At 74.7% G+C, this 22,041-nt stretch carries 20 protein-coding genes and 1 pseudogene; 8 read left to right on the plus strand and 13 right to left on the minus strand.

Translation table 11 applies throughout. From position 1 onward, the window contains the following. Positions 1 to 95: 95 nt before the first annotated feature. The 7 genes and pseudogenes from CLV28_RS16185 to ssd all read right to left on the minus strand — a co-directional run. Positions 96 to 635, minus strand: a pseudogene (locus CLV28_RS16185) (Rv3654c family TadE-like protein); the annotation flags it as partial. Beyond that, entirely contained in the window at positions 575 to 889 is a 315-nt protein-coding gene (locus CLV28_RS03855; RefSeq protein ID WP_239073127.1) for a TadE family type IV pilus minor pilin, read from the minus strand. The gene CLV28_RS03855 and the pseudogene CLV28_RS16185, both read right to left, overlap by 61 nt. Before the next feature lie 57 nt (positions 890 to 946). Further along, positions 947 to 1,189 (minus strand): DUF4244 domain-containing protein, encoded by a 243-nt coding sequence (locus CLV28_RS03860; RefSeq protein ID WP_100421914.1) that lies wholly within the window; start codon positions 1,187 to 1,189, stop codon positions 947 to 949. 335 nt (positions 1,190 to 1,524) lie between these two features. Continuing rightward, entirely contained in the window at positions 1,525 to 2,085 is a 561-nt protein-coding gene (locus tag CLV28_RS03865; protein WP_239073128.1) for a type II secretion system F family protein, read from the minus strand. Beyond that, the gene (locus CLV28_RS03870) at positions 2,082 to 2,750 is read right to left on the minus strand and encodes a hypothetical protein (RefSeq protein ID WP_239073129.1); all 669 of its coding nucleotides are present in this window, start codon (positions 2,748 to 2,750) and stop codon (positions 2,082 to 2,084) included. The genes CLV28_RS03865 and CLV28_RS03870 overlap by 4 nt, the downstream gene beginning before the upstream one ends. Then, positions 2,747 to 3,904: a TadA family conjugal transfer-associated ATPase gene (locus CLV28_RS03875; RefSeq protein ID WP_373314254.1), complete on the minus strand. Its 1,158-nt coding sequence runs from the start codon at positions 3,902 to 3,904 to the stop codon at positions 2,747 to 2,749. Before CLV28_RS03875 ends, CLV28_RS03870 begins: the two co-directional genes overlap by 4 nt. After that, positions 3,901 to 4,692, minus strand: a complete 792-nt coding sequence (ssd, locus tag CLV28_RS03880; RefSeq protein WP_100421915.1) for a septum site-determining protein Ssd — start codon at positions 4,690 to 4,692, stop codon at positions 3,901 to 3,903. Before ssd ends, CLV28_RS03875 begins: the two co-directional genes overlap by 4 nt. A gap of 195 nt (positions 4,693 to 4,887) precedes the next feature. On the opposite strand from ssd, the gene CLV28_RS03885 reads away from it, so the two are divergent. After that, positions 4,888 to 5,736 (plus strand): HAD family hydrolase, encoded by an 849-nt coding sequence (locus CLV28_RS03885; protein WP_100421916.1) that lies wholly within the window; start codon positions 4,888 to 4,890, stop codon positions 5,734 to 5,736. On the opposite strand, the gene CLV28_RS03890 is transcribed toward CLV28_RS03885, so the two are convergent. Next, a complete protein-coding gene (locus CLV28_RS03890; RefSeq protein ID WP_100421917.1) occupies positions 5,710 to 6,447 on the minus strand; it encodes a TetR/AcrR family transcriptional regulator in 738 nt (245 codons plus the stop codon). The genes CLV28_RS03885 and CLV28_RS03890 overlap by 27 nt on opposite strands. Before the next feature lie 192 nt (positions 6,448 to 6,639). On the opposite strand from CLV28_RS03890, the gene CLV28_RS03895 reads away from it, so the two are divergent. Next, entirely contained in the window at positions 6,640 to 7,593 is a 954-nt protein-coding gene (locus CLV28_RS03895; RefSeq protein ID WP_100421918.1) for an NAD-dependent epimerase/dehydratase family protein, read from the plus strand. On the opposite strand, the gene CLV28_RS03900 is transcribed toward CLV28_RS03895, so the two are convergent. Next, positions 7,590 to 8,657, minus strand: coding sequence for an NADH:flavin oxidoreductase/NADH oxidase (locus tag CLV28_RS03900; RefSeq protein ID WP_100421919.1), 1,068 nt, complete (start codon positions 8,655 to 8,657; stop codon positions 7,590 to 7,592). The two genes, CLV28_RS03895 and CLV28_RS03900, sit on opposite strands and share 4 nt — an antisense overlap. A 189-nt stretch (positions 8,658 to 8,846) precedes the next feature. On the opposite strand from CLV28_RS03900, the gene acs reads away from it, so the two are divergent. Beyond that, positions 8,847 to 10,868, plus strand: a complete 2,022-nt coding sequence (gene acs, locus CLV28_RS03905; RefSeq protein ID WP_100421920.1) for an acetate--CoA ligase — start codon at positions 8,847 to 8,849, stop codon at positions 10,866 to 10,868. A gap of 157 nt (positions 10,869 to 11,025) precedes the next feature. Here acs and CLV28_RS03910 read toward each other — a convergent pair whose 3' ends face one another. Next, a complete protein-coding gene (locus tag CLV28_RS03910) occupies positions 11,026 to 12,327 on the minus strand; it encodes an MFS transporter (protein ID WP_100421921.1) in 1,302 nt (433 codons plus the stop codon). A gap of 53 nt (positions 12,328 to 12,380) precedes the next feature. Here CLV28_RS03910 and mshD point away from each other — a divergent pair, with 53 nt between their 5' ends. Genes mshD through CLV28_RS03925 form a run of 3 tightly spaced genes read left to right on the plus strand, consistent with a single transcriptional unit; the run spans position 12,381 to position 16,676 of the window. Next, positions 12,381 to 13,376, plus strand: a complete 996-nt coding sequence (gene mshD, locus CLV28_RS03915; RefSeq protein ID WP_100421922.1) for a mycothiol synthase — start codon at positions 12,381 to 12,383, stop codon at positions 13,374 to 13,376. Continuing rightward, entirely contained in the window at positions 13,373 to 15,643 is a 2,271-nt protein-coding gene (locus tag CLV28_RS03920; protein WP_100421923.1) for an RNA degradosome polyphosphate kinase, read from the plus strand. The genes mshD and CLV28_RS03920 overlap by 4 nt, the downstream gene beginning before the upstream one ends. A 4-nt stretch (positions 15,644 to 15,647) precedes the next feature. Beyond that, complete coding sequence (locus CLV28_RS03925; protein ID WP_100421924.1) at positions 15,648 to 16,676, plus strand: NUDIX hydrolase; 1,029 nt, start codon at positions 15,648 to 15,650, stop codon at positions 16,674 to 16,676. Positions 16,677 to 16,816: 140 nt separating this feature from the next. Here the strand turns inward: CLV28_RS03925 and CLV28_RS03930 are convergent, their stop codons facing one another. The 3 genes from CLV28_RS03930 to CLV28_RS03940 form a co-directional block, all read right to left on the minus strand. Continuing rightward, positions 16,817 to 17,821, minus strand: coding sequence for an inorganic phosphate transporter (locus CLV28_RS03930; protein ID WP_100421925.1), 1,005 nt, complete (start codon positions 17,819 to 17,821; stop codon positions 16,817 to 16,819). A 4-nt stretch (positions 17,822 to 17,825) separates the two neighbouring features. After that, positions 17,826 to 18,446 (minus strand): DUF47 domain-containing protein, encoded by a 621-nt coding sequence (locus CLV28_RS03935; protein ID WP_100421926.1) that lies wholly within the window; start codon positions 18,444 to 18,446, stop codon positions 17,826 to 17,828. Positions 18,447 to 18,711: 265 nt separating this feature from the next. Further along, positions 18,712 to 19,311: a hypothetical protein gene (locus CLV28_RS03940; RefSeq protein WP_100421927.1), complete on the minus strand. Its 600-nt coding sequence runs from the start codon at positions 19,309 to 19,311 to the stop codon at positions 18,712 to 18,714. 175 nt (positions 19,312 to 19,486) lie between these two features. On the opposite strand from CLV28_RS03940, the gene CLV28_RS03945 reads away from it, so the two are divergent. Beyond that, a complete protein-coding gene (locus CLV28_RS03945) occupies positions 19,487 to 20,038 on the plus strand; it encodes a MarR family winged helix-turn-helix transcriptional regulator (protein WP_157802480.1) in 552 nt (183 codons plus the stop codon). Between the two features lie 320 nt (positions 20,039 to 20,358). After that, the gene (locus CLV28_RS03955) at positions 20,359 to 21,909 is read left to right on the plus strand and encodes an MDR family MFS transporter (protein ID WP_100422394.1); all 1,551 of its coding nucleotides are present in this window, start codon (positions 20,359 to 20,361) and stop codon (positions 21,907 to 21,909) included. Positions 21,910 to 22,041 lie beyond the last annotated feature (132 nt).

Here is a 22,041-nt window from a genome sequence, read left to right on the forward strand (position 1 = left end):
ACCCCGGCATCTCCTGCCCGGGTGCGGCCCGCCGCGCTCCCCAGCACGCCCCCGGCGCTCGGACCGGCAGAGCGGGCCGACGCCGGACCTGCCCGCGCGACCGCGCGCGCCACACCCAGGTCGAGGGTCCCGACGGCCACGTCGACCGACACCTCGACCCGCACGACCCCTGCCCCCTCGTCGACGCACGCGTCGAGGACGCCCCCGTTGCGGCGCACCGCCTCGGACACGACCGCGCACGCCGCAAGACCGTCACGCGCGGCCTCGGCGCCCGCGAGCGCCGCGAGGTCGGCTGCCGACTGCGCGGCGCCCCGTGCCGCCTGCGCCCGGGCAAGCCACGAGACGCCAGCCCCGAGCACCAGCACCGCGAGCACGAGAGCAAGCACCAGGACGGTGCCGGCGCCCCGCTCATGCCAACCGCCGCTCGCCCGCTCGCCGCCCTGCCCGTGCCCGTGCCCGTGCCTGTGTCTGCGCCTGTGCTCATGCCCGGCCTCGAGGTCTGGCTCGGGCAAGGGCTCGGGATCGCGCCCTGGCTCGGCCTCGCGATCGCGCTCTCGCAGGAACCACGCTGCGCTCACGGCTCGGCCCGCGCGACGGCCTCGGCGCTCGCCGTGAGCGGCACGGCGGAGAGCCACCCGACGACCGGCGCCTCGACACGCACGGTGACCCAGTCCCCGTCGCTGCGCGTGCTCGACGTCGCCCCGGCCCCTGCGACGCGCGCCACGACGTCGTGCTGCACCGCGGCGTCCTCGCCGAGGGCGACCGACCGTGCGGCGGCACGCGCGGCATCGGCGCACCGCATCTGCGCGGTCGCCGCCGCCACGAGCATGAGCACCGCGGCGAGCACGACCACCACGACGGGCAGGCCGAGGGCGAGCTCGGCGGTCACCGCCCCGCGGTCTCGCGAGTCTCCGGGGCCCTGCGGGTGCACGGTCGGTCGCACCGGTCAGCCGATCGACAGTGCGCTGCGCACGATGCCGAGGAGCAGCCCGCGCACCTCGTTGCTCTTGAGCACCACGATGAGCAGCCCGGCGAACCCGACGGCTGCGACCGTCGCGACCGCGTACTCCGCGGTCGCCATCCCCTGCTCGGCCGCACCCGCGAGCCGGCGCCACCGCCGTGCGACCTCGCCGCGCAGTCGTGCCGTGCGATCCCCCGTGATGCTCCTGGTCGTCGTCCGCCCCTGCATGTCGTCCTCCGTCCTTCGGCGCCGTGCGCCGAGTTCGTTCGGCACGCCTCCTGCGTGCCGTGCTCCGAGGGTGCCCGGGTCGGGACCACGCGCGCCGGTGCTCGCGGGGCACCGGTGGACGACTCCCCGCGCGGGCCGCTTGTGGACGACCGTCGCGGGACCGACCGCCCCGCCGCGTTCCCGAGTCGTCCGAGAACGCCACGTCGTACGAAACGCCGGGCCGTCCGAGAACGCCGAGCTGCTGGAGGACGCCACGTCGCGCGGGAGCGCCGCGGAGCGCTGGTCCTGCCGCGTCGGGCCAAGCGGTCAGCCGACGAGCGCGGTCCGGAGCGCGGTCAGCCGACGAGCCCGATGCCGAGCGCGACGAGCACCGGCACGAGCCCGACGAGCACGAACGCGGGCAGGAAGCACGCCCCGAGGGGCAGCACCAGATGCACGCCGAGCCGTCCCGCCGCCGTCCTCGCTCGTGCGGCGGCGGCCTGCCGCGACTGCTCGGCTGCGACGCGCAGCGCCTCGGCGGGCGACGCCCCGGCCTCCCAGGTGGGCCGCAGCGCGGCGGCGAGCACCTCGAGCCGGGGCGGCGCGCCGGCCCACGCCTCGTCCCAGGGCGATCCGAGCACGAGCGCGTCCGCGGCCCGTGCGAGGGCAGCACCGTCGGCGGTGCTCACCCCGAGCGCCCCGCCGACCGCGGCGAGCGCACGCGGGACGCCCGCGCCCGCGCGGATCGCGGCCCCCACGAGCTCGAGCAGCACGGGGACGGGCACGCGCGGGCCCTGCGCCGTCCTCGTGACGCCGAGCGCCCGGACGCGCCTCGACGCCTGTCGCCCCGACGCCCCCGCGAGCAGCGCGACCACCATCGACGGGGCCAGGACCGCTGCGGTCACGACCCCCGTCACGCGGGCGCTCCGTCCCGGCGCGCCCGGTCGACGAGCCGGGCGGTCCAGGCGCGCCCGGCGCACAGCAGCACGATCCCGCCGAGCAGGCATCCCGTCCCGATCCCGCCGTCGAGCAGGGTCGTCGGGTCGGCTCCGAGCACTGCGCCGAGCAGGATCCCGACGAGCGGGAGCCAGGTCAGCACCGTGACCGTCGCGCGCGGTCCCGCGAGCGCCGCCTCGCGGTCGTCGTGCGCCCGCGCGTCGGCGGCGAGGGCCGCGCCGACGGCGTCGAGCACGCCGCCGAGCGGTGCGCCGGTCTCGCCCGAGACCCGGCAGGCGGCGACGACGGCCGCCGCCTGCCGGGACTCGCGGGGTCCGCCGTCGGTGCGCAGGCACCGGTCGAGTGCGTGCGCGTCGGGCACCCCGTACGCGTCGACCGGGACGCCGAGCGCGGACTGCCAGGCGTCGGCGGGTCGGCCGCCCGCGCGCACGAGCGACGCGACGTGCGCGAGGGCGCTCGCGGCGTCGGGCGTACCGCGGCGGCGCGAGCGCCGGACGCCGCGCCAGCGCACCGCGCTCCTGTCGACGCGCGCGAGCCGGCGCACCCGTCGGTCACGCTCGGCGCGACGCGACGTGCCGAGCACCGCGAGGAGCAGGAGCGTGAGCGGGAGGTACGTCCCGGTCATCGGGCGGCCCACCGGGTGACGAACGCGGGCCAGGCGGGTGCGGTGCAGGGCGCGTCGACGCCGTCCCAGGTCGCGACGGGGACGACGCGCAGCCCGTCGCCGTCGCGCTCGACGCACGCGATCTCGGCGACGAACCGCCGTCCGCCGACCCGGCGCACGTGCAGCACGGCGTCGAGCGCACCGACCGCCTGGGCGGCGACTGCCGCGCGGCTCATGCCGGCGAGGGCGCCGAGCGCCTCGAGGCGCGCGGGCACGTGCCCGGCGGTGTTGGCGTGGATCGTCGCGAGGCCGCCGTCGTGGCCCGTGTTCATCGCCATGAGCACCTCGCGCACCTCGGCGCCGCGGCACTCGCCGAGCACGATCCGGTCGGGGCGCATGCGGAGCGCGGCCCGCACGAGCGCGTCGAGACCCACCGCTCCGGCACCCTCGACGTTGGCTCGACGCGCGGTGAGCGGCACGACGTGCGGGTGCGCGGGGACGAGCTCGCGGGCCTCCTCGACGCACACGACCCGCTCGTTCGTGGGGACCGCGGCGAGCAGTGCCGCGAGCAGCGTGGTCTTGCCCGTGCCGGTGCCGCCCGAGACGAGCACGTTGGCGCGGCGCAGCACGAGGCCGCGCACGAGCGGTTCCCAGGCGGTGGGCACCGAGCCGCCGCGCACGAGCGCGTCGAGCGTGAAGGCCCGGGTGCGCAGCACGCGCAGCGAGATCACGGCGCCCTCGGCGCACAGCGGGGCGACGACGGCGTGGAGCCGGGTCCCGTCCGGGAGTCTCGCGTCGACGGTCGGCGCGGCGTCGTCGAGGCGTTGGCCCCCGGCCGCGGCGAGCCGCACTGCGAGGGCGCGCACCGCGGCGGCGTCGGCGAACCGGACCCCGACGCGCTCGACGCCGCGACCGCGGTCGATCCAGACGTCGTCGGGTCCGTTGACGAGCACGTCGGTCACGCCGTCGACCTCGAGCAGGGCCTGCAGCGGTCCGGCCCCGAAGATGTCGGCGTGCGCGCGTCGTGCGAGCGCGTCGGCCGCGGTGCTGCCGAGCAGGCGACCGGCGCCCTCGACGGAACGGCGCACCGCCTCGCCGCGTTCGCGCGGACCCGTGCCGGGCCGCAGCAGGTCGCGTCGCACGTGAGCGACGACGTCGTGCGCGTCGTCGCTCACCACGGCGTGGGTGCCAGCCGGGCGGGACCGTCGAGGCCGAGTCGCGCGCCGACGGGTCCGGTCCCGAGCGCGTGGGCGAGCCGGCCGAGGGTCGAGCGGCGCCCGAGCGCGGGCGCCGCGGCGGCGTTCCTGCCGAGGCGACGGTCGTCGGGGACGGCGCACAGGGTCGGGACCTGCAGGACGTCCTCCACCTCGACCGGGTGGACCCCGCCCCGGACGCCCCGCACCACGGTCCCCGCGACCCCGGCCCCGGCGTCCGACAGCGTGGCGAGGGCCGCGATGGCCCCGGCCACGCCGCGCAGGTCGGCGGGGACGACGAGCACGACGGCGCTGCACCGGGCGAGGACGTCGGACGGCGCGGCGCCACGTCCCGCGTCGAGAACGGTGACGTCGTGGGCGCGCGCGAGCGCGCGCAGGACGTCGACGAGCACCTCGGCGTCGAGCCGACGGGGGCGGTGCCGGTCGGCGCTGAGCACCGGTGTGCCGCGCCACCGCGGCAGTGCCGCGGCGAGCTCGGCGCCGGAGATCTCCCCGCGCACGTCCCCGAGCTCAGGCCAGCGGGCGCCGGGCTCGTCCTCGATCCCGACGTGCACGTCGACGCCTCCCCCGCCGCCGTCGAGGTCCACGAGGACGCCCGCGTGGCCCGCACGGCGCACGGCGTGGGCGACGGCGGTCGCGACGGTCGTGGCGCCGGCTCCCCCGCACGCGCCGACGACCGCGACGGCGCGGCCCGGTGGCGGCGCCGCGCCCGCGGCTGCTGCGAGTGGTTGGTCGATGGTGGTCGGCATGCCGACACGATCGAGGGGCCGGCGCGTCGCCCGCGACCTCGGTGCGGGCGTCTGGGGACAATGCCTTCCTGTGGACGACCGTCGTGCCGCTGATCCCCTGGACGGCACCCCCGTGCGGAACCCGACAGGCAGGCTGCACGAACGTGCAGTGCCTCGACAAGGACGTGCGACCTGTCGCTGGCTAGGCTCGGCGGCGTGACCGAGCACGCGGCGACGACGCCCCCGCCCACCGCCCCCGGGACTCCCGGGGGTCGCGTCGCGGCGTTCTTCGACCTCGACAAGACGATCATCGCGACGTCGTCCGCGGCGGCCTTCTCCCGCCCGTTCCTGCGCGGCGGGCTGCTCTCGCGCGGCGACGCGCTGCGCAGCGCGTACACGCACTTCCTGTTCATGCTCGGCAGCGCCGACGCCGACCAGACCGAGCGCATGCGCGCGATGCTCTCGACCATGGTCACGGGCTGGGACGTCGCGACGGTCTCGCGGATCGTCGCCGAGACCCTGCACGAGCACATCGACCCGGTCGTCTACGCCGAGGCCGTCGCCCTCATCGAGAAGCATCACGCGCAGGGCCACGACGTGGTCGTGGTCTCCGCCTCGGGCGCCGAGCTCGTCGACCCGATCGCGGCCGTCCTCGGCGCCGACCACGCGATCGCGACCCGGATGACCGTGGCGGACGGCGCGTACACCGGCGAGATCGAGTTCTACGCCTACGGCCCGTACAAGGCCGAGGCGATCGAGCGGCTCGCGGCGGCCGAGGGGTACGACCTCGCGGCGTCGTACGCGTACTCCGACTCGGTGACCGACGCCCCCATGCTCGCGATCGTGGGCCACCCGGCGGTGGTCAACCCGGACCGCGGCCTGCGACGCGTCGCGGACGAGAACGGCTGGGAGGTGCTGCGGTTCGTGCGGCCCGTGCGCCTGCGCCCGGTCGTGCGCCCCGTGCCGACCGCGATCGTCGTGGGCACGGCCGTCGCGGCGGTCGCTGGGGTGCTGGTCTGGCGAGCGGTCCGCCGACGGTCAGCGCGCGGGCAGCTCGACGGCTAGCCCTGCACCGAGCGCCATCGTCTGCACGGTGACGTCGAACAGCCGCGACGGATCGGTCGTCACGTCCGCGTAGTGGCCCGCCAGCTCCGTGGTGACCGCCCCGACCAGCCCTGCGTAGAGCGCGACCGACCGCGCCGCCGCGTCCGCGACGTGCGGCGGCGCGGACTGCCCCGCGGGCACGCCCGCGACCTCGAGGACGACGGGGCGAAGCAGGTCACGGGTCTCGGGTGACGTAGCGCGCGGCGTCAGCTCGTCCCGGGCGAGCGCCTCCCCGAGCACCGAGGCGATGACGCGCCAGAGCCGGAGCGCCGGGGCGACGGTGTCCTGCGGTGCGTCGTACCCGCGCACGGGGGTGCCGTAGACCAGGTCGAAGCTCGCCCGGTTCTCGAGCGCCCACGACCGGTACGAACGAGCGACGGCGAGCCAGACCGGGCCCGGGCCGGCCCCGGCGGCCCGAGCGTCCGCGGCCGACGCCTCGGCGACGTCGCCGACCGCGTCGTAGGCGTCGATCACGAGCGCGGTCAGGAGCGCGTCACGTGACGGGAAGTACCGGTACATCGCCGACGACGCCATGCCGAGGTCCCGCGCGATCGATCGCAGCGAGAGGTCGGCGGCGCCGTCGGCGGCGAGCTTCGTGCGCGCGGCGGCGAGGATCTCGCCCACGAGCTGCGCGCGAGCACGCTCCCTGACCCCGGCGGCTCTCGTCGGCACGGCTCTCTCCCTCGACGGTCGACGGCCTTCCCCGGTGCGGGACGACCTCTGCCGACCCTAGACGAGAGCAGTGCTCTTGACGCTCCACCAGCGTTGTGTGAGCATTGATCTTTAACGAGAGCAGTGCTCACACAACGGCTCGTCCGCCGAACACCTCGGCACCTCCTCGACCGTCACCACCGGGAGAACCCCATGAACCAGCGCGACCTCGTCCTCGGCAAGGGCCCGCTCGGCAGCGCGATCGTCGACCACCTCCTCGAGCACGGCCGGACCGTCACGGTCGTCAGCCGCACCGGACCGTCAGGGCCTCCCCGTCGAGGGGTCGAGCACCTCGCGATCGACGTGCGCGACCACACCGCGCTCGTCGCAGCCGCGCACGGGGTCGACGCGATCTACCACTCCGCCGCCCCGGCGTACGGCCGCTGGGCGCACGAGCTGCCGGCCCTCAACCGGGCCGCGATCGGCGCGGCGCGCGAGTCCGGCGCCGTCCTGTGCGCCGTCGGGAACCTCTACGGTTACGGCCCCGGGTCGAGCCCGATGCGCGAGACGACGCCTGAGCGCGCGACCGACGCGAAAGGTCGCCTGCGCATCCGCCTGAGCCGGGAGATGCGCGCGGCCCACGACCGCGGGGAGATCCGCGCGGTCGAGGTTCGCGGCTCGGACTACGTAGGGCCCCGCGCCGGCCACCAGGCGCACGCGGGCGAGCGGATGCTCGGCCCGCTGCGCGAGGGCAGACCCCTGCGCCCGATCGGGTCGGCCGACCAGCCCCACACCTGGACGTACCTGCCCGACTTCGCCGCGACGCTCGTGACCGCCGCGACGACCAGGTCGGCATGGGGGAAGGTCTGGCACGCCCCCTCGCCCGACCCACTGACGTTCCGCGACCTCGCGACGCGCATCGCCACGGCGCTGGGCGCTCGCGAGCCGAGGTTCGCGGTGCTCGGCACGCGCGCGATGGGGCTCGTCGGCGTCTTCTCCCCCGCCGTCCGTGAGCTGCGCCCCCTCGCGTACCAGTTCGACGCGCCCTTCGTGATGGACTCGGGCTCGACGCAGGCCGCGCTCGGCGTGACGCCGACCTCGTGGGACCGGATCGTGACCGCGGTCGTCGCCGCCGAGCGCCTCGGGCACGAGCGCCCGCGACCCTAGAACGGCGCCCGAGCGTACTGCGGCTGCCACGGCACGGCGTCGGCGACCCCGAGCTCCGCCGCGGCGCGCAGCGGCCACATCGGGTCGCGCAGACCCTCCCGACCGATCATGACCGCGTCGGCGGCCCCCGCGACGAGCGTCTGCTCGGCCTGCTGCGCCGAGGTGATGAGCCCGACCGCGCTCACGGGCAGCCCCGAGACCTCGCGCACCGTGCGCGCCGCGGGCACCTGGTACCCGGGCGCGACGGGGATCGTCGCGGGCGCGTTGCCACCGGTCGAGACGTCGACGAGGTCGACCCCGTGGTCGGCCAGCACGCGCGAGACCTCGGCGACGTCGTCGACCGTCAGGCCGCCGGAGACCCAGTCGGTCGCCGAGAGCCGCACGAGCAGCGGCTTGTCGTCGGGCCACGCGGCGCGGACGGCGCCCACGACCTCGACGAGAAGGCGTGACCTGTTCTCGAGCGACCCGCCGTACACGTCGTCGCGCGCGTTCGACAGCGGCGACAGGAACTGGTGGATCAGGTAGCCGTGCGCGGCGTGCACCTCGACGACGTCGAACCCGGCCTCGTGCGAGCGACGCGCGGCCTGCGCGAACTGGCCGGGCACCGCCGCGATCTGGTCCGCGGTCATCTCGGCGGGCGTCGCGTACCCGGGGTAGGGCTCGGCGGACGGCGCGAGCGTGGCCCACCCGCCGTCGTCCGCGGGCACGGAGCCGCGCTGCTCGGACCACGGCCGGAAGGTCGAGGCCTTGCGGCCGGCGTGCGCGAGCTGGATGCCGATCTTCGCGCCGCGCGCCTGCACGAACTCGACGATCGGCGCCCAGGCGTCGCGCTGCGCGTCGTCCCAGATCCCGGCGTCCTGGGGGCTGATACGCCCCTCGGGGACGACGGCCGCGGCCTCGGTGAGGATCAGGCCGAAGCCGCCCGCGGCGCGCGCGCCGAGGTGCACGAGGTGCCAGGCGTCGGGCACGCCGTCGGTCGCGGAGTACTGGCACATGGGGGCGAGCCAGACACGGTTGTCGAACGTGGTGCCGCGCAGCGTCAGCGGCTCGAAGAGACGGGTCACGATGGAGCGAACCCCGCGGGGGCCGCCCCCATTCCACGGGGCGTGCGCGCGGCGCGCGACCGCTTTGTCAGCACTCCCGCCGAATCCTGGAAGCCAGTGACACCCGTCACCGGAACGGGTCTAGACTCGCGCCCGTCGGGACGATCGGTCCCACGACCGCACCAGAGTCGATGCGCACCGGAGGTCAGCGTGCCAGAGAACGAAACCACCACCACGGCCGAGCCCGGCCTGGAGAACCTGCTCCACGAGTCGCGGACCTTCGCGCCCTCCGCCGAGTTCGCCGCGCAGGCCAACGCGCAGCCGGGCATCTACGACGAGGCCAAGGCCGACCGCCTGGCGTTCTGGGCGAAGCAGGCCACCGAGCTCGTGAGCTGGCACAAGCCGTTCACCGAGGTGCTCGACTGGTCGAACGCGCCCGTCGCGCGCTGGTTCGGCGACGGACAGCTCAACGCGGCGTACAACGCGGTCGACCGCCACGTCGAGGCCGGCCACGGCGACCGCGTCGCGATCCACTTCGAGGGCGAGCCCGGCGACACTCGCACCGTGACGTACGCGGACCTCCAGCGCGAGGTCTCCCGCGCGGCGAACGCGCTCAACGCGCTGGGCGTCGTCAAGGGCGACCGCGTCGTGATCTACCTGCCGATGATCGTCGAGGCCGTCGTCGCGATGCTCGCGTGCGCGCGCATCGGCGCGGCCCACTCGGTCGTGTTCGGCGGGTTCTCGGCCGACGCGCTGCGCAGCCGCATCGCCGACGCCGAGGCGAAGGTCGTCATCACCGCGGACGGCGGCTACCGCCGCGGGTCCGCGAGCGCCCTCAAGCCCGCGGTCGACGAGGCCCTCGCCCCGAAGGACGGCGCGGAGCCGACCACGGTCGAGCACGTGCTCGTCGTCAAGCGCACCGGGCAGGACACCGCGTGGACCGAGCACCGCGACGTGTGGTGGCACGACGCGCTCGAGGCCGCGGACGTGCAGCACACGCCCGTGTGGGTCGACGCCGAGCACCCGCTGTTCATCCTGTACACGTCGGGCACGACGGGGAAGCCCAAGGGCATCCTGCACACCACGGGCGGCTACCTCACGCAGGCCGCGTACACGCACAAGAACGTGTTCGACCTCAAGCCCGAGTCGGACGTCTACTGGTGCACGGCCGACATCGGCTGGGTCACCGGGCACTCGTACGTGACGTACGGGCCGCTGGTCAACGGTGCGACGCAGGTCATCTACGAGGGCACGCCCGACAGCCCGCACCAGGGCCGCTGGTGGGAGATCGTCGAGAAGTACAAGGTGTCGCTGTTCTACACGGCCCCGACCGCGATCCGCGCCTGCATGAAGTGGGGCGAAGAGATCCCGAACAAGTTCGACCTGTCCTCGCTGCGCGTGCTCGGCTCGGTGGGCGAGTCGATCAACCCCGAGGCCTGGATGTGGTACCGCCGCGTCATCGGTGCCGACAAGGCGCCGATCGTCGACACGTGGTGGCAGACGGAGACCGGCGCGATGATGATCTCGCCGCTGCCGGGCGTCACCGCGACCAAGCCGGGCTCGGCGCAGGTGCCGCTGCCGGGCATCGTCGCGGACGTCGTGGACGACGAGGCCAAGCCCGTGCCGAACGGTGGCGGCGGGTACCTCGTGCTCTCGGAGCCGTGGCCGTCGATGCTGCGCGGCATCTGGGGCGACCTCGAGCGTTTCAAGGACACCTACTGGTCTCGGTTCCAGGGCATCTACTTCGCGGGCGACGGCGCCAAGAAGGACGAGGACGGCAACATCTGGCTCCTCGGCCGCGTCGACGACGTCATGAACGTCTCGGGCCACCGCCTGTCGACGACCGAGATCGAGTCGGCGCTCGTGTCGAACCCGCTCGTGGCCGAGGCCGCGGTCGTGGGTGCCGCGGACGAGATGACGGGCCAGGCCGTGGTCGCGTTCGTGATCCTGCGCGGCGAGCACGCCGAGAAGGCCTCGACCGACGAGGGCTCGAAGGAGATCGAGACGACGCTGCGCAACCACGTCGCCAAGGAGATCGGCCCGATCGCCAAGCCGCGCAAGATCCTCGTGGTGCCCGAGCTGCCCAAGACCCGCTCGGGCAAGATCATGCGCCGTCTGCTGCGCGACGTCGCCGAGAACCGCACCGTGGGTGACGCGACGACCCTCGCGGACTCGTCGGTCATGAACCTCATCTCGGCGGGGCTCGCCAAGCCCGCCGGCGCGGAGGACTGACCCGCACGTCACCGGCCGCGGGTCCCCCGGCCGTGCCCCTCGGGGTGCGGCCAGGGGGCTCGCGGCCTTCGTGCGTGCCGACCCTGCGCGGTCCGCGCGCGCGACCTCCCAGGGCTACGCAGCGCCGCCTCTCAGGGCTACGCAGCGTCTCTCCGGGCTACGCAGCGCCGTGGGCCGGGCGCACCGGCCGCAGGCGCAGGCCGAGCGCCACGAGCCCGACCGCGACCACGAGCGCGGCACCCCAGCCGAGCGCGGCGTACGACGCGACCGCGATCACGGCTCCCGCGACCAGACCGCCCACGGCACCGCCGACGTTCATGACGAGGTCCGAGAGCCCCTGGACGGAGGTGCGCGCGGAGGGCGTCGCGTCGACGAGCAGCGCGGACCCTGCGACGAGCCCGCACGACCACCCGACGCCCAGCAGCACGAGCCCCACGGTCAGGCGGACCGAGTCGTCGCTGGGCGCGCCCGCCACAGTCACCGCGGACACGAGCAGGATCGCGGCACCGAGCACGAGCACGCGCGCGTGCCCCCAGACGTCGGCGAGGCGCCCGATCACGGGACTCAGCGCGTACATCCCGGCGATGTGCGCGCTGATGACGACCCCGACGACCTCGAGGCTCGCTCCCCCGTGGTCCATGTGCACGGGGGTCATGGACATGAGCGCGACCATGACCGTGTGGCTCAGGACGATCGCGGCGAGCGCGGACGTCGCGGCCCGCGACCCGCGCACGGCGGCCCAGCCCTCCGCGATCCCGTCGCCTCGCACCGGGGCCGAGGCGGTGGCCGGGGCGGTGGCCGACGCCGCGGCCCGCGCGACGTGCAGGGGGTCGGGCCGCAGCGCGAGCCACAGCACGAGCCCGGCGAGGGCGAACGCGACGGCCGAGAGCACGTACGGGAACGCCGTCGGCGCGGGAGAGCCGTGCGTCGGCTCCCCGACCTGGGCGAGGCCGAGGTACGCGCCGAGCCGGTTCATGGGGCCCGCGAGGTTGGGGCCGAGCACCGAGCCGACCGTGGTCGCCCAGATCACGACCGACAGGTCGGTCGCGCGCCGCTGCGGCGTCGCGAGATCGGTCGCGGTGAAGCGCGACGCGAGCCCGCTCGCCGTCCCGGCGCCGAACGCGAGCATCGCGACGACGAGCAGCGGCCAGCTGCCGACCGTGGTCGCGACGGCCGCGAGCACCGCCCCGACCGTCGCGGTCGCGTACCCCGTCACGAGCGAGACCCGGCGCCCGGACCGCGCGGCGGCCCGGGACAGCGGCACGGCCGCGAGCGCGGCCCCGACGACGCCCGCGGTCTGCGTGAGCCCGGCGACGACGTCCGACCCGGAGAGCCGCGACGCGATCAGGGCGCTCACGGAGATGCCCGTCGCGACGCCGATCCCGCCGAGGACCTGCGACGTGGCGAGCACGCGGACGGTGCGGCGCTGGACGGGGGCGAGGTCGCCGGGGTCGGTCACGCCCGCAGCCTAGCGGCGCTCCCTCGCGCGGCCGCGTGTGGTGGGATGGGCGCATGCCCCTCGCGCTCGACATCGGCCCCCTCGACGCCCCGACCGCCGCGCAGGTGCGCGCCCTCGCCGACGCGGCCGAGCGCGCCGACGGCGTCGCGCCGCTCTCGGAGCAGCCGCTGCTGCGCCTCGGCACGGACTCCGAGCTCCTGACCCACGTGGTGGTCCGCAGCGCGGGGCAGGTCGTCGGGTACGCGCAGGTCGACCGCGGCGGCGACGACGCGAGCGCCGAGATCGTCGTCCACCCCGAGCACCGCCGCCGCGGGACGGGCCGCACGCTGCTGCGCACCGCGGTGCGCGACGCGCGTCTGCCCGCCTACTCGGGCACGCCCGGCCAGCACGGCAAGGCGCTGCACGTGTGGGCGCACGGCGACCTGCCGCCCGCGCAGGGGCTCGCCGCGGCCGAGGGGCTCGTGGTCGTGCGCGAGCTCCTGCGCCTGGGTCTCGACCTCGCCCCGGACCGCCCGCGCCCGCAGGTCCCGCCCGGCTACGTCGTCCGACCGTTCGTCCCGGGTGCGGACGACGCGGCCTGGCTCGCGCTCAACGCCCGGGCGTTCGCGCACCACCCCGAGCAGGGGCGCACGACCCTCGACGACCTGCGGGCGCGGCAGCACGAGGACTGGTTCGACGCGTCCGGGTTCTGGCTGCTCGAGCGCGCCGACGGCACGCTCGCGGGCTTCCACTGGACCAAGGTGCCGGCCGGGCAGACCCCGGCGCCCGACGGCCGCGTGCCCGAGGGCGAGGTGTACGTCGTGGGCGTCGACCCCGACGCGCAGGGGCAGGGCCTGGGCGCCGTGCTGACCGAGGTCGGTCTCGCGCACCTCGCGCGCACGTGCGTGCGCGCCGTGCTGTACGTCGACGGCGACAACACGGCCGCGGTCCGCACCTACGAGCGGGCCGGGTTCGCCCGCGACGCGGTCGACGTGCAGTACGGCCCGGCCACGACGACGGGCGGCTCGGACACCCACAGTTCATCAACTGGTGCCACGATGGGCCTATGACGGACTCGACCGCGCAGAGCACCCTGGACCCGGACCTCGCCGCCCACATCGCCGAGCACATCGCGGAGGAGACGGGTGCGCCCGAGCCGACGCCGCTCGCCGAGCTCGAGCCGCTGCCCGACGACCGCTTCGCGGACCGGGAGATCAGCTGGCTCGCGTTCAACCAGCGCGTCCTGGAGCTCGCGGAGGACCCGCACCAGCCGCTGCTCGAGCGCGTGCGGTTCCTCGGGATCTTCGCGTCGAACCTCGACGAGTTCTTCATGGTGCGCGTCGCGGGCCTCAAGCGACGCATCGCGACGGGCCTCGCGGTGACCGCCGCGTCGGGCCTGCGCCCGCGCGAGGTGCTCGCCGCGATCGGCGAGCGCGCGCACGAGCTCATGGACCGGCACGCGCGCGTGTTCCGCGACGAGGTGCAGCCCGCGCTCGCGAACGAGGGCATCACGCTCGTGCACTGGGACGAGCTCGAGACGCGCGAGCAGGAACGCCTGCACAAGTACTTCCGCAAGCAGATCTTCCCGGTGCTCACGCCGCTCGCGGTCGACCCGGCGCACCCGTTCCCGTACATCTCGGGGCTCTCGCTCAACCTCGCCGTCGTCGTCGCGAACCCGACCACGAACAAGGAGCACTTCGCGCGGGTCAAGGTGCCGCCGCTGCTGCCCCGGTTCATCGCGGTCGACGCGAAGGGCCGGCCCAGCGCCCCGACGTCCGCGACCCCCACGCCCGGCAAGGGCCAGATGTCCTACGTGCCCGTCGAGGAGGTCATCGCCCAGCACCTCGACCACCTGTTCCCCGGCATGGACGTGCTCGAGCACCACACGTTCCGGGTCACCCGCAACGAGGACGTCGAGGTCGAGGAGGACGACGCCGAGAACCTCCTGCAGGCCATGGAGAAGGAGCTCCTGCGCCGCCGTTTCGGTCCGCCCGTGCGGCTCGAGCTCGCGACCGGGATCAGCCCGCGCATCCGCGAGCTGCTGGTGCGCGAGCTCGGCGTCGCCGAGGACGAGGTGTACGAGCTGCCCGCGCCGCTCGACCTGACCGGCCTCAACGTGATCGCCGACCTCGACCGCGCCGACCTGCACTTCCCGCCGTTCGTGCCGACGACGCACCGGTTCCTCGCCGAGGTCGAGTCGGCCAGCCCGACCGACGTGTTCGCCGCGATCCGTGAGCGCGACATCCTGCTGCACCACCCGTACGACTCGTTCTCGACGTCGGTCCAGACGTTCCTCGAGCAGGCGGCGAACGACCCCAAGGTGCTCGCGATCAAGCAGACCCTCTACCGCACCTCGGGCGACTCCCCCATCGTCGACGCGCTCATCGACGCGGCCGAGGCCGGCAAGCAGGTGCTCGCGCTCGTCGAGATCAAGGCCCGGTTCGACGAGCAGGCCAACATCTCGTGGGCGCGCAAGCTCGAGCAGGCCGGCGTGCACGTCGTCTACGGGATCGTGGGCCTCAAGACGCACTGCAAGCTCTCGCTCGTGGTCCGCCAGGAGTCCGACGGCCTGCGCCGCTACTGCCACGTCGGCACGGGCAACTACCACCCCAAGACCGCCCGCCTGTACACCGACCACGGTCTGCTGACGTGCGACCCGGACGTCGGCCAGGACCTCACCCGGCTGTTCAACCAGCTCAGCGGGTACGCCCCGCAGTCGCGGTTCCACCGCCTCCTGGTCGCGCCGCGCACCGTGCGCACGGGCCTCATCGAGCGCATCGAGCGCGAGCGCCAGGCCGCGCTCACGGGGCGCGAGGCGTGGGTGCGCATCAAGGTCAACTCGGCCGTCGACGAGACGACGATCGACGCGCTGTACCGCGCGTCGCAGGCGGGCGTGAAGGTCGACCTCGTGGTGCGCGGCATCTGCGCGGTGCGCCCCGGCGTGCCGGGCCTGAGCGAGAACATCCGCGTGCGGTCGATCCTCGGGCGGTTCCTCGAGCACTCGCGGCTGTTCGCGTTCGCGAACTCCTCGGGGCCCGCGATCGGCGAGGGCGCGGAGTCCGGCCCCGAGGTGTTCATCGGCTCGGCCGACCTCATGCACCGCAACCTCGACCGCCGCGTCGAGACGCTCGTGCGCATCGCCGACCCCGACCAGGTCGCCGAGATCCTCGAGCTGCTCGAGACGTCGATGGACGACTCGACCGCGTCGTGGCACCTGCACGACTCGGCCTGGACCCGCCACCCCGACACGGCCGCGGGCGACGACCCCGACCGGTTCACCGACCTGCAGGCCTCGCTCGTGCAGCGCCAGCGCCGCCGGATGAGCGCGGGACGCTGAGCGGATGGTCGCTGCCGCCGTCACCGCCTCGCCGCTGCGCGCCGCGCTCGGACCGACCCGGGTCGAGCACGCCCGCGTGATCGAGACCGCGGGCGCGCTCGTGTGGCGCGTGCGCGAGGGCGAGCTCCAGGTGCGCCTCGTGCACCGCCCGCGCTACGACGACTGGTCGTGGCCCAAGGGCAAGCTCGACCCGGGCGAGGCGTTCCCCACGGCCGCGGTGCGCGAGGTCGCGGAGGAGACGGGCCGGTCGATCGTGCTCGGGCAGCCGCTGCCCGGCCTGCAGTACCTGACGCCCGAGGGGCGGGTCAAGCGCGTGCACTACTGGGCCGCGCAGCGTGCGACCAAGCGGGACGACGCCGCGGCGATCACCGCCCGCGCGCCCGTGCACCCCGTCTCGCCCGAGGAGATCGACGCCTCGGTATGGCTCTCCGCCGAGGACGCCGCGCGGCGTCTGACCCGCAAGGTCGACCGGGTGCCGCTCGCGGCGCTCGTCGCCGAGCACGAGCACGGCCGGCTCTCGACGCACCCCGTCGTCATCGCCCGGCACGGCAAGGCGCAGGCACGCTCGACCTGGTACGGCGACGAGCGCGACCGCCCGCTCACGCCGATGGGGCACGCGCAGGCCGCCGCGATGGTGCCCGTGCTCGCCGCCTACGGCGTCGGCCGGGTCGTCACGAGCCGCTGGGAGCGGTGCGCGACGACGATCGCGCCGTTCGCGCACGCGGCGGGCATCATGACCACGCGCAGCGAGCAGCTCACCGAGGCGCAGCACGAGCGCTCGCCCGGGCGCGTCGGGGCCGTGGTGCGCGCGATGCTCGAGGACCCGCAGCCGTCGGTGCTGTGCACCCACCGCCCGGTGCTGCCCACGGTGCTCGACGTGCTGGGCCAGCACGCGCGCCGCAGCGTCGCGAACGCCCTGCCCACGACCGACCCGTTCCTCGAGCCGGGCGAGCTGATCGTGGCGCACGTCGCGCAGACGGACAAGGGCCCCCGCGTCGTCGCGGCCGAGCGCGTCAGCCCGCCGCTGCACTGACCAGCCGGATGCCCCGACGCCGCACCCGGGCACGCGTCGTCCGACCGTGTGTGCGGACGGCGCGTGGCCGGGCGGCCCGGGAACCGCCGGACGACGCGTGGCCGGGCGGCCCGGGAAGCGCCGGACGACGCGTGGCGAGGTCAGCGCAGGATGGGCCAGAGGATCCAGTACATGACGGCGGCGACGAGCGCCGCGGCCGGGATCGTCATGACCCAGGCGGCGCCGATGCTCTTGGCGACGCCCCAGCGCACCGCGGAGACGCGCTTGGTCGCGCCCACGCCCATGACGGCCGAGGTGATGGTGTGCGTGGTCGACACGGGTGCGTGCAGCGCGAACGCGTTGACGTACAGCACCACGGCCGAGACCGTCTCGGCGACGAAGCCGCGCGCGGGGTCGAGCTCGATGATGCGGCGTCCGAGGGTGCGCATGATGCGCCAGCCGCCCGAGTAGGTGCCGAGCGAGATCGCCGTCGCCGCCGAGATCTTGACCCACAGGGGGATGTCGCCGTCGTCGGGGTGGTACCCGCCGGCCACGAGCGCGAGCAGGATCACGCCCATGGTCTTCTGCGCGTCCTGCAGGCCGTGCCCGAGCGCCATGCCGGCGGCCGAGGCGGTCTGCGCGATGCGGAACCGGCGGAACGTCTTGGCGGGGGCGGCGTTGCGGAACAGCCAGAGCACGCCGACCATGACCGCGAACGCGCCGAAGAACCCGATGATCGGCGAGAACACCATCGGCAGGACGACCTTGTCCCAGATCGACGTCCAGAACACCGTGACGCCCGACGCGAGCCCCGCGCCCGTGAGCCCGCCGATGATCGCGTGGGTCGAGGACGAGGGCAGGCCGAGCCGCCAGGTGATGAGGTTCCAGGTGATCGCGCCGACGAGCGCGGCGAGCACCACGACGAGGGCCTCGTGCGCGTCGACCGAGCCGATGTCGATGATCTCCTCGGCGATGGTCGTCGCGACCTCGGTGCCCAGGAGCGCGCCGACGAGGTTGAAGAACGCCGCCATGAGCAGGGCGGCCCGCGGGGTCAGCGCACGGGTCGAGACCGACGTCGCGATGGCGTTCGCGGCGTCGTGGAAGCCGTTGGTGTAGTCGAACCCGAGAGCCAGGGCGACGACGACGACGACGAGGACGAGCTCCACGGCGTCAGGACTCCTTGAGGACGATCGTCTCGACGGTGTTCGCGACCTTCTCGAACGCGTCGGCGGCGTGCTCCAGGATCTCGACGACCTCCTTGAGCTTCATGAGCTCGATCGGGTCGGTGATCTCGTCGAAGAGCTGGGCGAGGAGCTTGCGGTGCACCTTGTCGGCCTGGTTCTCGAGGCGGTTGACCTCGACCCAGTAGTCGGAGAGGTCCTTCATGGTGCGCAGCCGCGGCATGGCCTCGCACGTGAGCTCGGCGGCGCGCTCGAGCACCTGGACCTGGTCGGCGACGCGCGCCGGGAGCTCCTCGATCCGGTACAGGACGATGAGGTCGGCGGCCTCCTCCATGAAGTCCATGCAGTCGTCGAGGGCCGACGCGAGCTCGTAGATGTCGTCGCGGTCGAACGGCGTGACGAACGTCTGGTTGAGCCGACGCATGATCGCGTGCGTCGCCTCGTCGGCGTCGTGCTCGGTGTCGGAGAGCTGCTTGGCGATCTCCTTGCGCGTCTTGCGGTCGGCACCGAGCAGCTCCGCGAGGAGCTTGCTGCCGGTCACCAGGTGCTCGGCGGATGCGGTGAGGAGGTCGAAGAACGACGAGTCGCGCGGGGTCAGACGCATGCGCACGGTGGGCTCCGGTCAGCGGGGGCGTTGTCGTGCCAAGCGTAGGGCAGGGTCTGCGCGCCGGGCCACACCAGGTGGACGGGAGGTTGCCGTGCGGTGAACGCGGGCGGTCCGGCCGGGTGGGAGGAGTGCGACGCCGGGCCGGGAGCGCCTCTCGGCGCGGGGCCGCTCGTAGCGGCTCAAGATGGAGCCCGGGGCTACCTCGACCCGACGTCGCCCGACCATCGTACGCCCGCTCCCCGGGCCTCGGGGTGGGCGGTGAGAAGCCTCACTCGAGCATCCCCGCGCGGTGCAGGGCGGCGGCGTGGACGAGCTCGTCGGCGGTGCGCTGGAGCGACGCGGCGCCGTGCGTGACGCGCCGCGCGGCCTCGGGGTCGGCGACCTCGCGCGCGTCCGCGTCCTGCGCCGCGCCCGCCGCGACGATCCGGCAGAACGCCCCCGCGCGGTCGAGCGCGACGTCGAGCTCGCCCGCGAAGACGCCCGAGAGCACCGCGTCGGCGAGGTCGCGCACGTCATCCGGCCCGGGCGGGCGGACGACGCCCGCGACGGCCTCGCTCACGGGCGCGGCGTCGACCCCGAGCCGGTAGCGCAGGGCCACGCCCTCGGGGTCGCGCCGCGTCCACTCGCGCAGCACGTAGAGCCGCCAGAGCGCTCCCGGGAGCGAGTTCGGGGCGGCGTCGGCCCACAGGCCCGCGACGACGTCGAGGCCCTCGGTCTCGACGAGCCGCACGAGGCGGTCGACGACGTCCGGGTCCTCCGCGGCACGCGCCCGGCGCACGATCACCGCGGCCGTCGTGTGCGCGATCTCGTCGCGCGTGCGCGGGTCGACGTCGTCGGGCAGCTCGGCCGCCGCGCGCGGGTCGAGCATCGCGGGGCGGCGGGGCGGGCGCGGAGGTGTCGGGCTCATCGTCCGATTCTCGCGCGCCGACCGTCCGGCGGTCGAGGCGACCGGGGACCACCACGGGGCCGATCCGGTTGCTTCACACAATAATTGCTTTGGGCAATGAATGCGCGTAAGGTCTCCACGAATCCCGAGGAGAGCCATGACCGCCACCGCGCCGAGCACCACGCGCACCCCCGCCGACGAGTGCCCGGCAGCCGCGCCGCACGCCGGCCTGCGCACGCTCGTCGTCGCGCTCGAGCAGCTCTCGCGCGCCCAGCGCGAGGTCAGCGCGGCCACGGCCCGCGCGCTCGACGTGTCCCGCTCGACGCTCGCCGCGGTCCGCATCCTCGAGGTCTGCGGCACGAGCCACGTCGGCGACCTCGCCGAGGCCCTGCGCGTCGACCTCTCGGTCGCGAGCCGCAACGTCAGCGCGCTGCTCGAGGCCGGGCTCATCGAACGCACCGTGCCCGACGACGACCGCCGCGCCCGCGTCGTGAGCCTGACCCCCGCGGGTCACGACCTCGCGGCCCGCGCGCAGACGACGATCGAACGACTGACCGTCACGTCGTTCGCGGACTGGGAGGCCGACGACCTCGACGTCGCCGCGCACGCCCTGGCCCGCGTGAGCGAGACCGTCTGCCAGATCGCCAACCGCCTCGCGACCGACCCGGTCACCGCCGAGCCGCACCGCCCACCGGGCCGCACCGCCTGACCGCACGGCCGGGACGCACGGCCCGGAGCGCACGACCCAGAACGCCATCGACCAGCACGAAGAAGAACACCTCCGGACGACGACGTCCCACCGCCCACGGACGTCACCACGTCCCGTCCCAGGAAGAGAACGCCATGCCGAGCACGCCCGAGACCACGGGACCACGCGCCACGGACGCCACCGCGCCCGACAGCACGACGACGCCCGCGCCGTCCGACACCACGACCAGCCCCGCCGGCGAGGCGGCCGCCACGACGACGCCCGCCACGACGGACCGCGACTCCGCGGCGCCCGACGTGTCGGCCGCGGTCGAGGGGCGCATGACCCGCCGCGAGGTGCTCGAGTCCCTCTCGGGCATCCTGCTCGGCATGTTCGTGTCGATCCTCGCCACGTCCGTCGTGTCGTCGTCGCTGCCGAAGATCGTGAGCGACCTCGAGGGCTCGCAGTCGTCGTACACCTGGGTCGTCGTCGCGACGCTCCTGACCACGACCATCTCGACCCCGATCTGGGGCAAGCTCGCCGACCTCACGAGCCGCAAGCTGCTCATCCAGATCGCCCTCACGATCTCCGTCGTCTCGGCCGCGCTCGCCGGGATCTCGCACAACGTCGGCACGCTCATCACGTTCCGTGCGTTCCAGGGCATCGGCGCGGGCGGCCTCACCGCCCTCGCGACCGTGCTGATCGCCGACATCATCTCGCCGCGCGAGCGCGGCAAGTACATGGGCCTCATGGGCGCGATCATGGGCGTGTCGATGGTCGGCGGCCCGCTGCTCGGCGGCGTCATCACCGACTCGCCCCTGACCTGGCGTGCGAACTTCTTCGTCGGCATCCCGTTCGCGGTCGCCGCGATCGTCGTGCTCCAGCGCACCCTGCACCTGCCCGCGGTCGCCCGTCGCGTCGTCCGCATCGACTACTGGGGCGCGATCCTCATCTCGGCCGGCATCGGCACGCTGCTCCTGTGGGTCACGTTCGCGGGCGACAAGTTCGACTGGATCTCGTGGCAGACCGGCGCGATGATCGGCGCCTCGCTCGTGCTCCTCGTCGTCGCGGTCGTCGTCGAGCTCCACGCCGCGGAGCCGATGATCCCGATGCACCTGTTCCGCAACCGCACGCTCGTGCTCGCGGTCGTCGCGAGCGTCTCGGTCGGCGTCGCGATGTTCGGCACGTCGGTGTTCCTGTCGCAGTACATGCAGATCGCGCGCGGCAAGACGCCCACGCAGTCCGGCCTGCTCACCATCCCCATGGTCGTCGGCCTCTTCCTCACCTCGGCGCTCATCGGCCAGGTCATCTCGCGCACCGGCCGCTACAAGCGCTACATGCTCGCGGGCGGGGTGCTCCTGACCGCCGGCCTCGTGCTGCTGTCGACCATCGACTACCAGACCTCGCTCGTGATCGTGAGCGTCTACCTGTTCGTGCTCGGCGCCGGCGTCGGCATGCTCATGCAGAACCTCGTGCTCGCGGTGCAGAACACGCTCGCGATCACCGAGATCGGGTCCGGCACCGCGACGGTCGCGTTCTTCCGCACCCTCGGCGGCGCGATCGGCGTCTCGGCGCTCGGCGCGGTGCTCGCGACCGACGTGCGCGACTCGCTCGCGGCCGGCCTCGCCAAGCTCGGCGTGGCGGCCGACGCGATGGGTGGCGGCGCGCTGCCCGACCTCGCGACGCTCCCCGCCCCCGTGCGCGACCTCGTCGAGCGCTCGTACGGCGACGGGATCGCCGACATCTTCCTGTGGGCCGCGCCCCTCGCGTTCGTCGCGCTCGTGTGCGTCGTGTTCATGAAGGAGGTGCCGCTCGGCACCAAGTCCGGCGTCGAGCAGCTCCTCGAGGAGCAGCGCGCGGCCGAGGACGCCCGGGAGGGTGCCGCGGTCTGACCCCGGACCCACGCCCCACGCACGACCCCGCCACGCCCCCGGCCCGCGCCTGCGGACCGGGGGCGTGCGCGTCGTCCGCCGCCAAGGCCTGCGTCGAAGGGGCCGATGCGGCCGTGCGGGCCTCGGCACGGC

The sequence above is a fragment of the Sediminihabitans luteus genome (assembly GCF_002797595.1).
GTDB classification, from domain to species: domain Bacteria; phylum Actinomycetota; class Actinomycetes; order Actinomycetales; family Cellulomonadaceae; genus Paraoerskovia; species Paraoerskovia lutea.

Bases quoted from the DNA above. Each gene is read 5' to 3' on its own strand.
- CLV28_RS03860 (WP_100421914.1), bottom strand. From the start codon at position 1,189: ATGCAGGGGCGGACGACGACCAGGAGCATCACGGGGGATCGCACGGCA.
- CLV28_RS03870 (WP_239073129.1), bottom strand. From the start codon at position 2,750: ATGACCGGGACGTACCTCCCGCTCACGCTCCTGCTCCTCGCGGTGCTC.
- ssd (WP_100421915.1), bottom strand. From the start codon at position 4,692: ATGCCGACCACCATCGACCAACCACTCGCAGCAGCCGCGGGCGCGGCG.
- CLV28_RS03895 (WP_100421918.1), top strand. From the start codon at position 6,640: ATGAACCAGCGCGACCTCGTCCTCGGCAAGGGCCCGCTCGGCAGCGCG.
- mshD (WP_100421922.1), top strand. From the start codon at position 12,381: ATGCCCCTCGCGCTCGACATCGGCCCCCTCGACGCCCCGACCGCCGCG.
- CLV28_RS03920 (WP_100421923.1), top strand. From the start codon at position 13,373: ATGACGGACTCGACCGCGCAGAGCACCCTGGACCCGGACCTCGCCGCC.
- CLV28_RS03925 (WP_100421924.1), top strand. From the start codon at position 15,648: ATGGTCGCTGCCGCCGTCACCGCCTCGCCGCTGCGCGCCGCGCTCGGA.
- CLV28_RS03940 (WP_100421927.1), bottom strand. From the start codon at position 19,311: ATGCTCGACCCGCGCGCGGCGGCCGAGCTGCCCGACGACGTCGACCCG.
- CLV28_RS03945 (WP_157802480.1), top strand. From the start codon at position 19,487: ATGACCGCCACCGCGCCGAGCACCACGCGCACCCCCGCCGACGAGTGC.
- CLV28_RS03955 (WP_100422394.1), top strand. From the start codon at position 20,359: ATGACCCGCCGCGAGGTGCTCGAGTCCCTCTCGGGCATCCTGCTCGGC.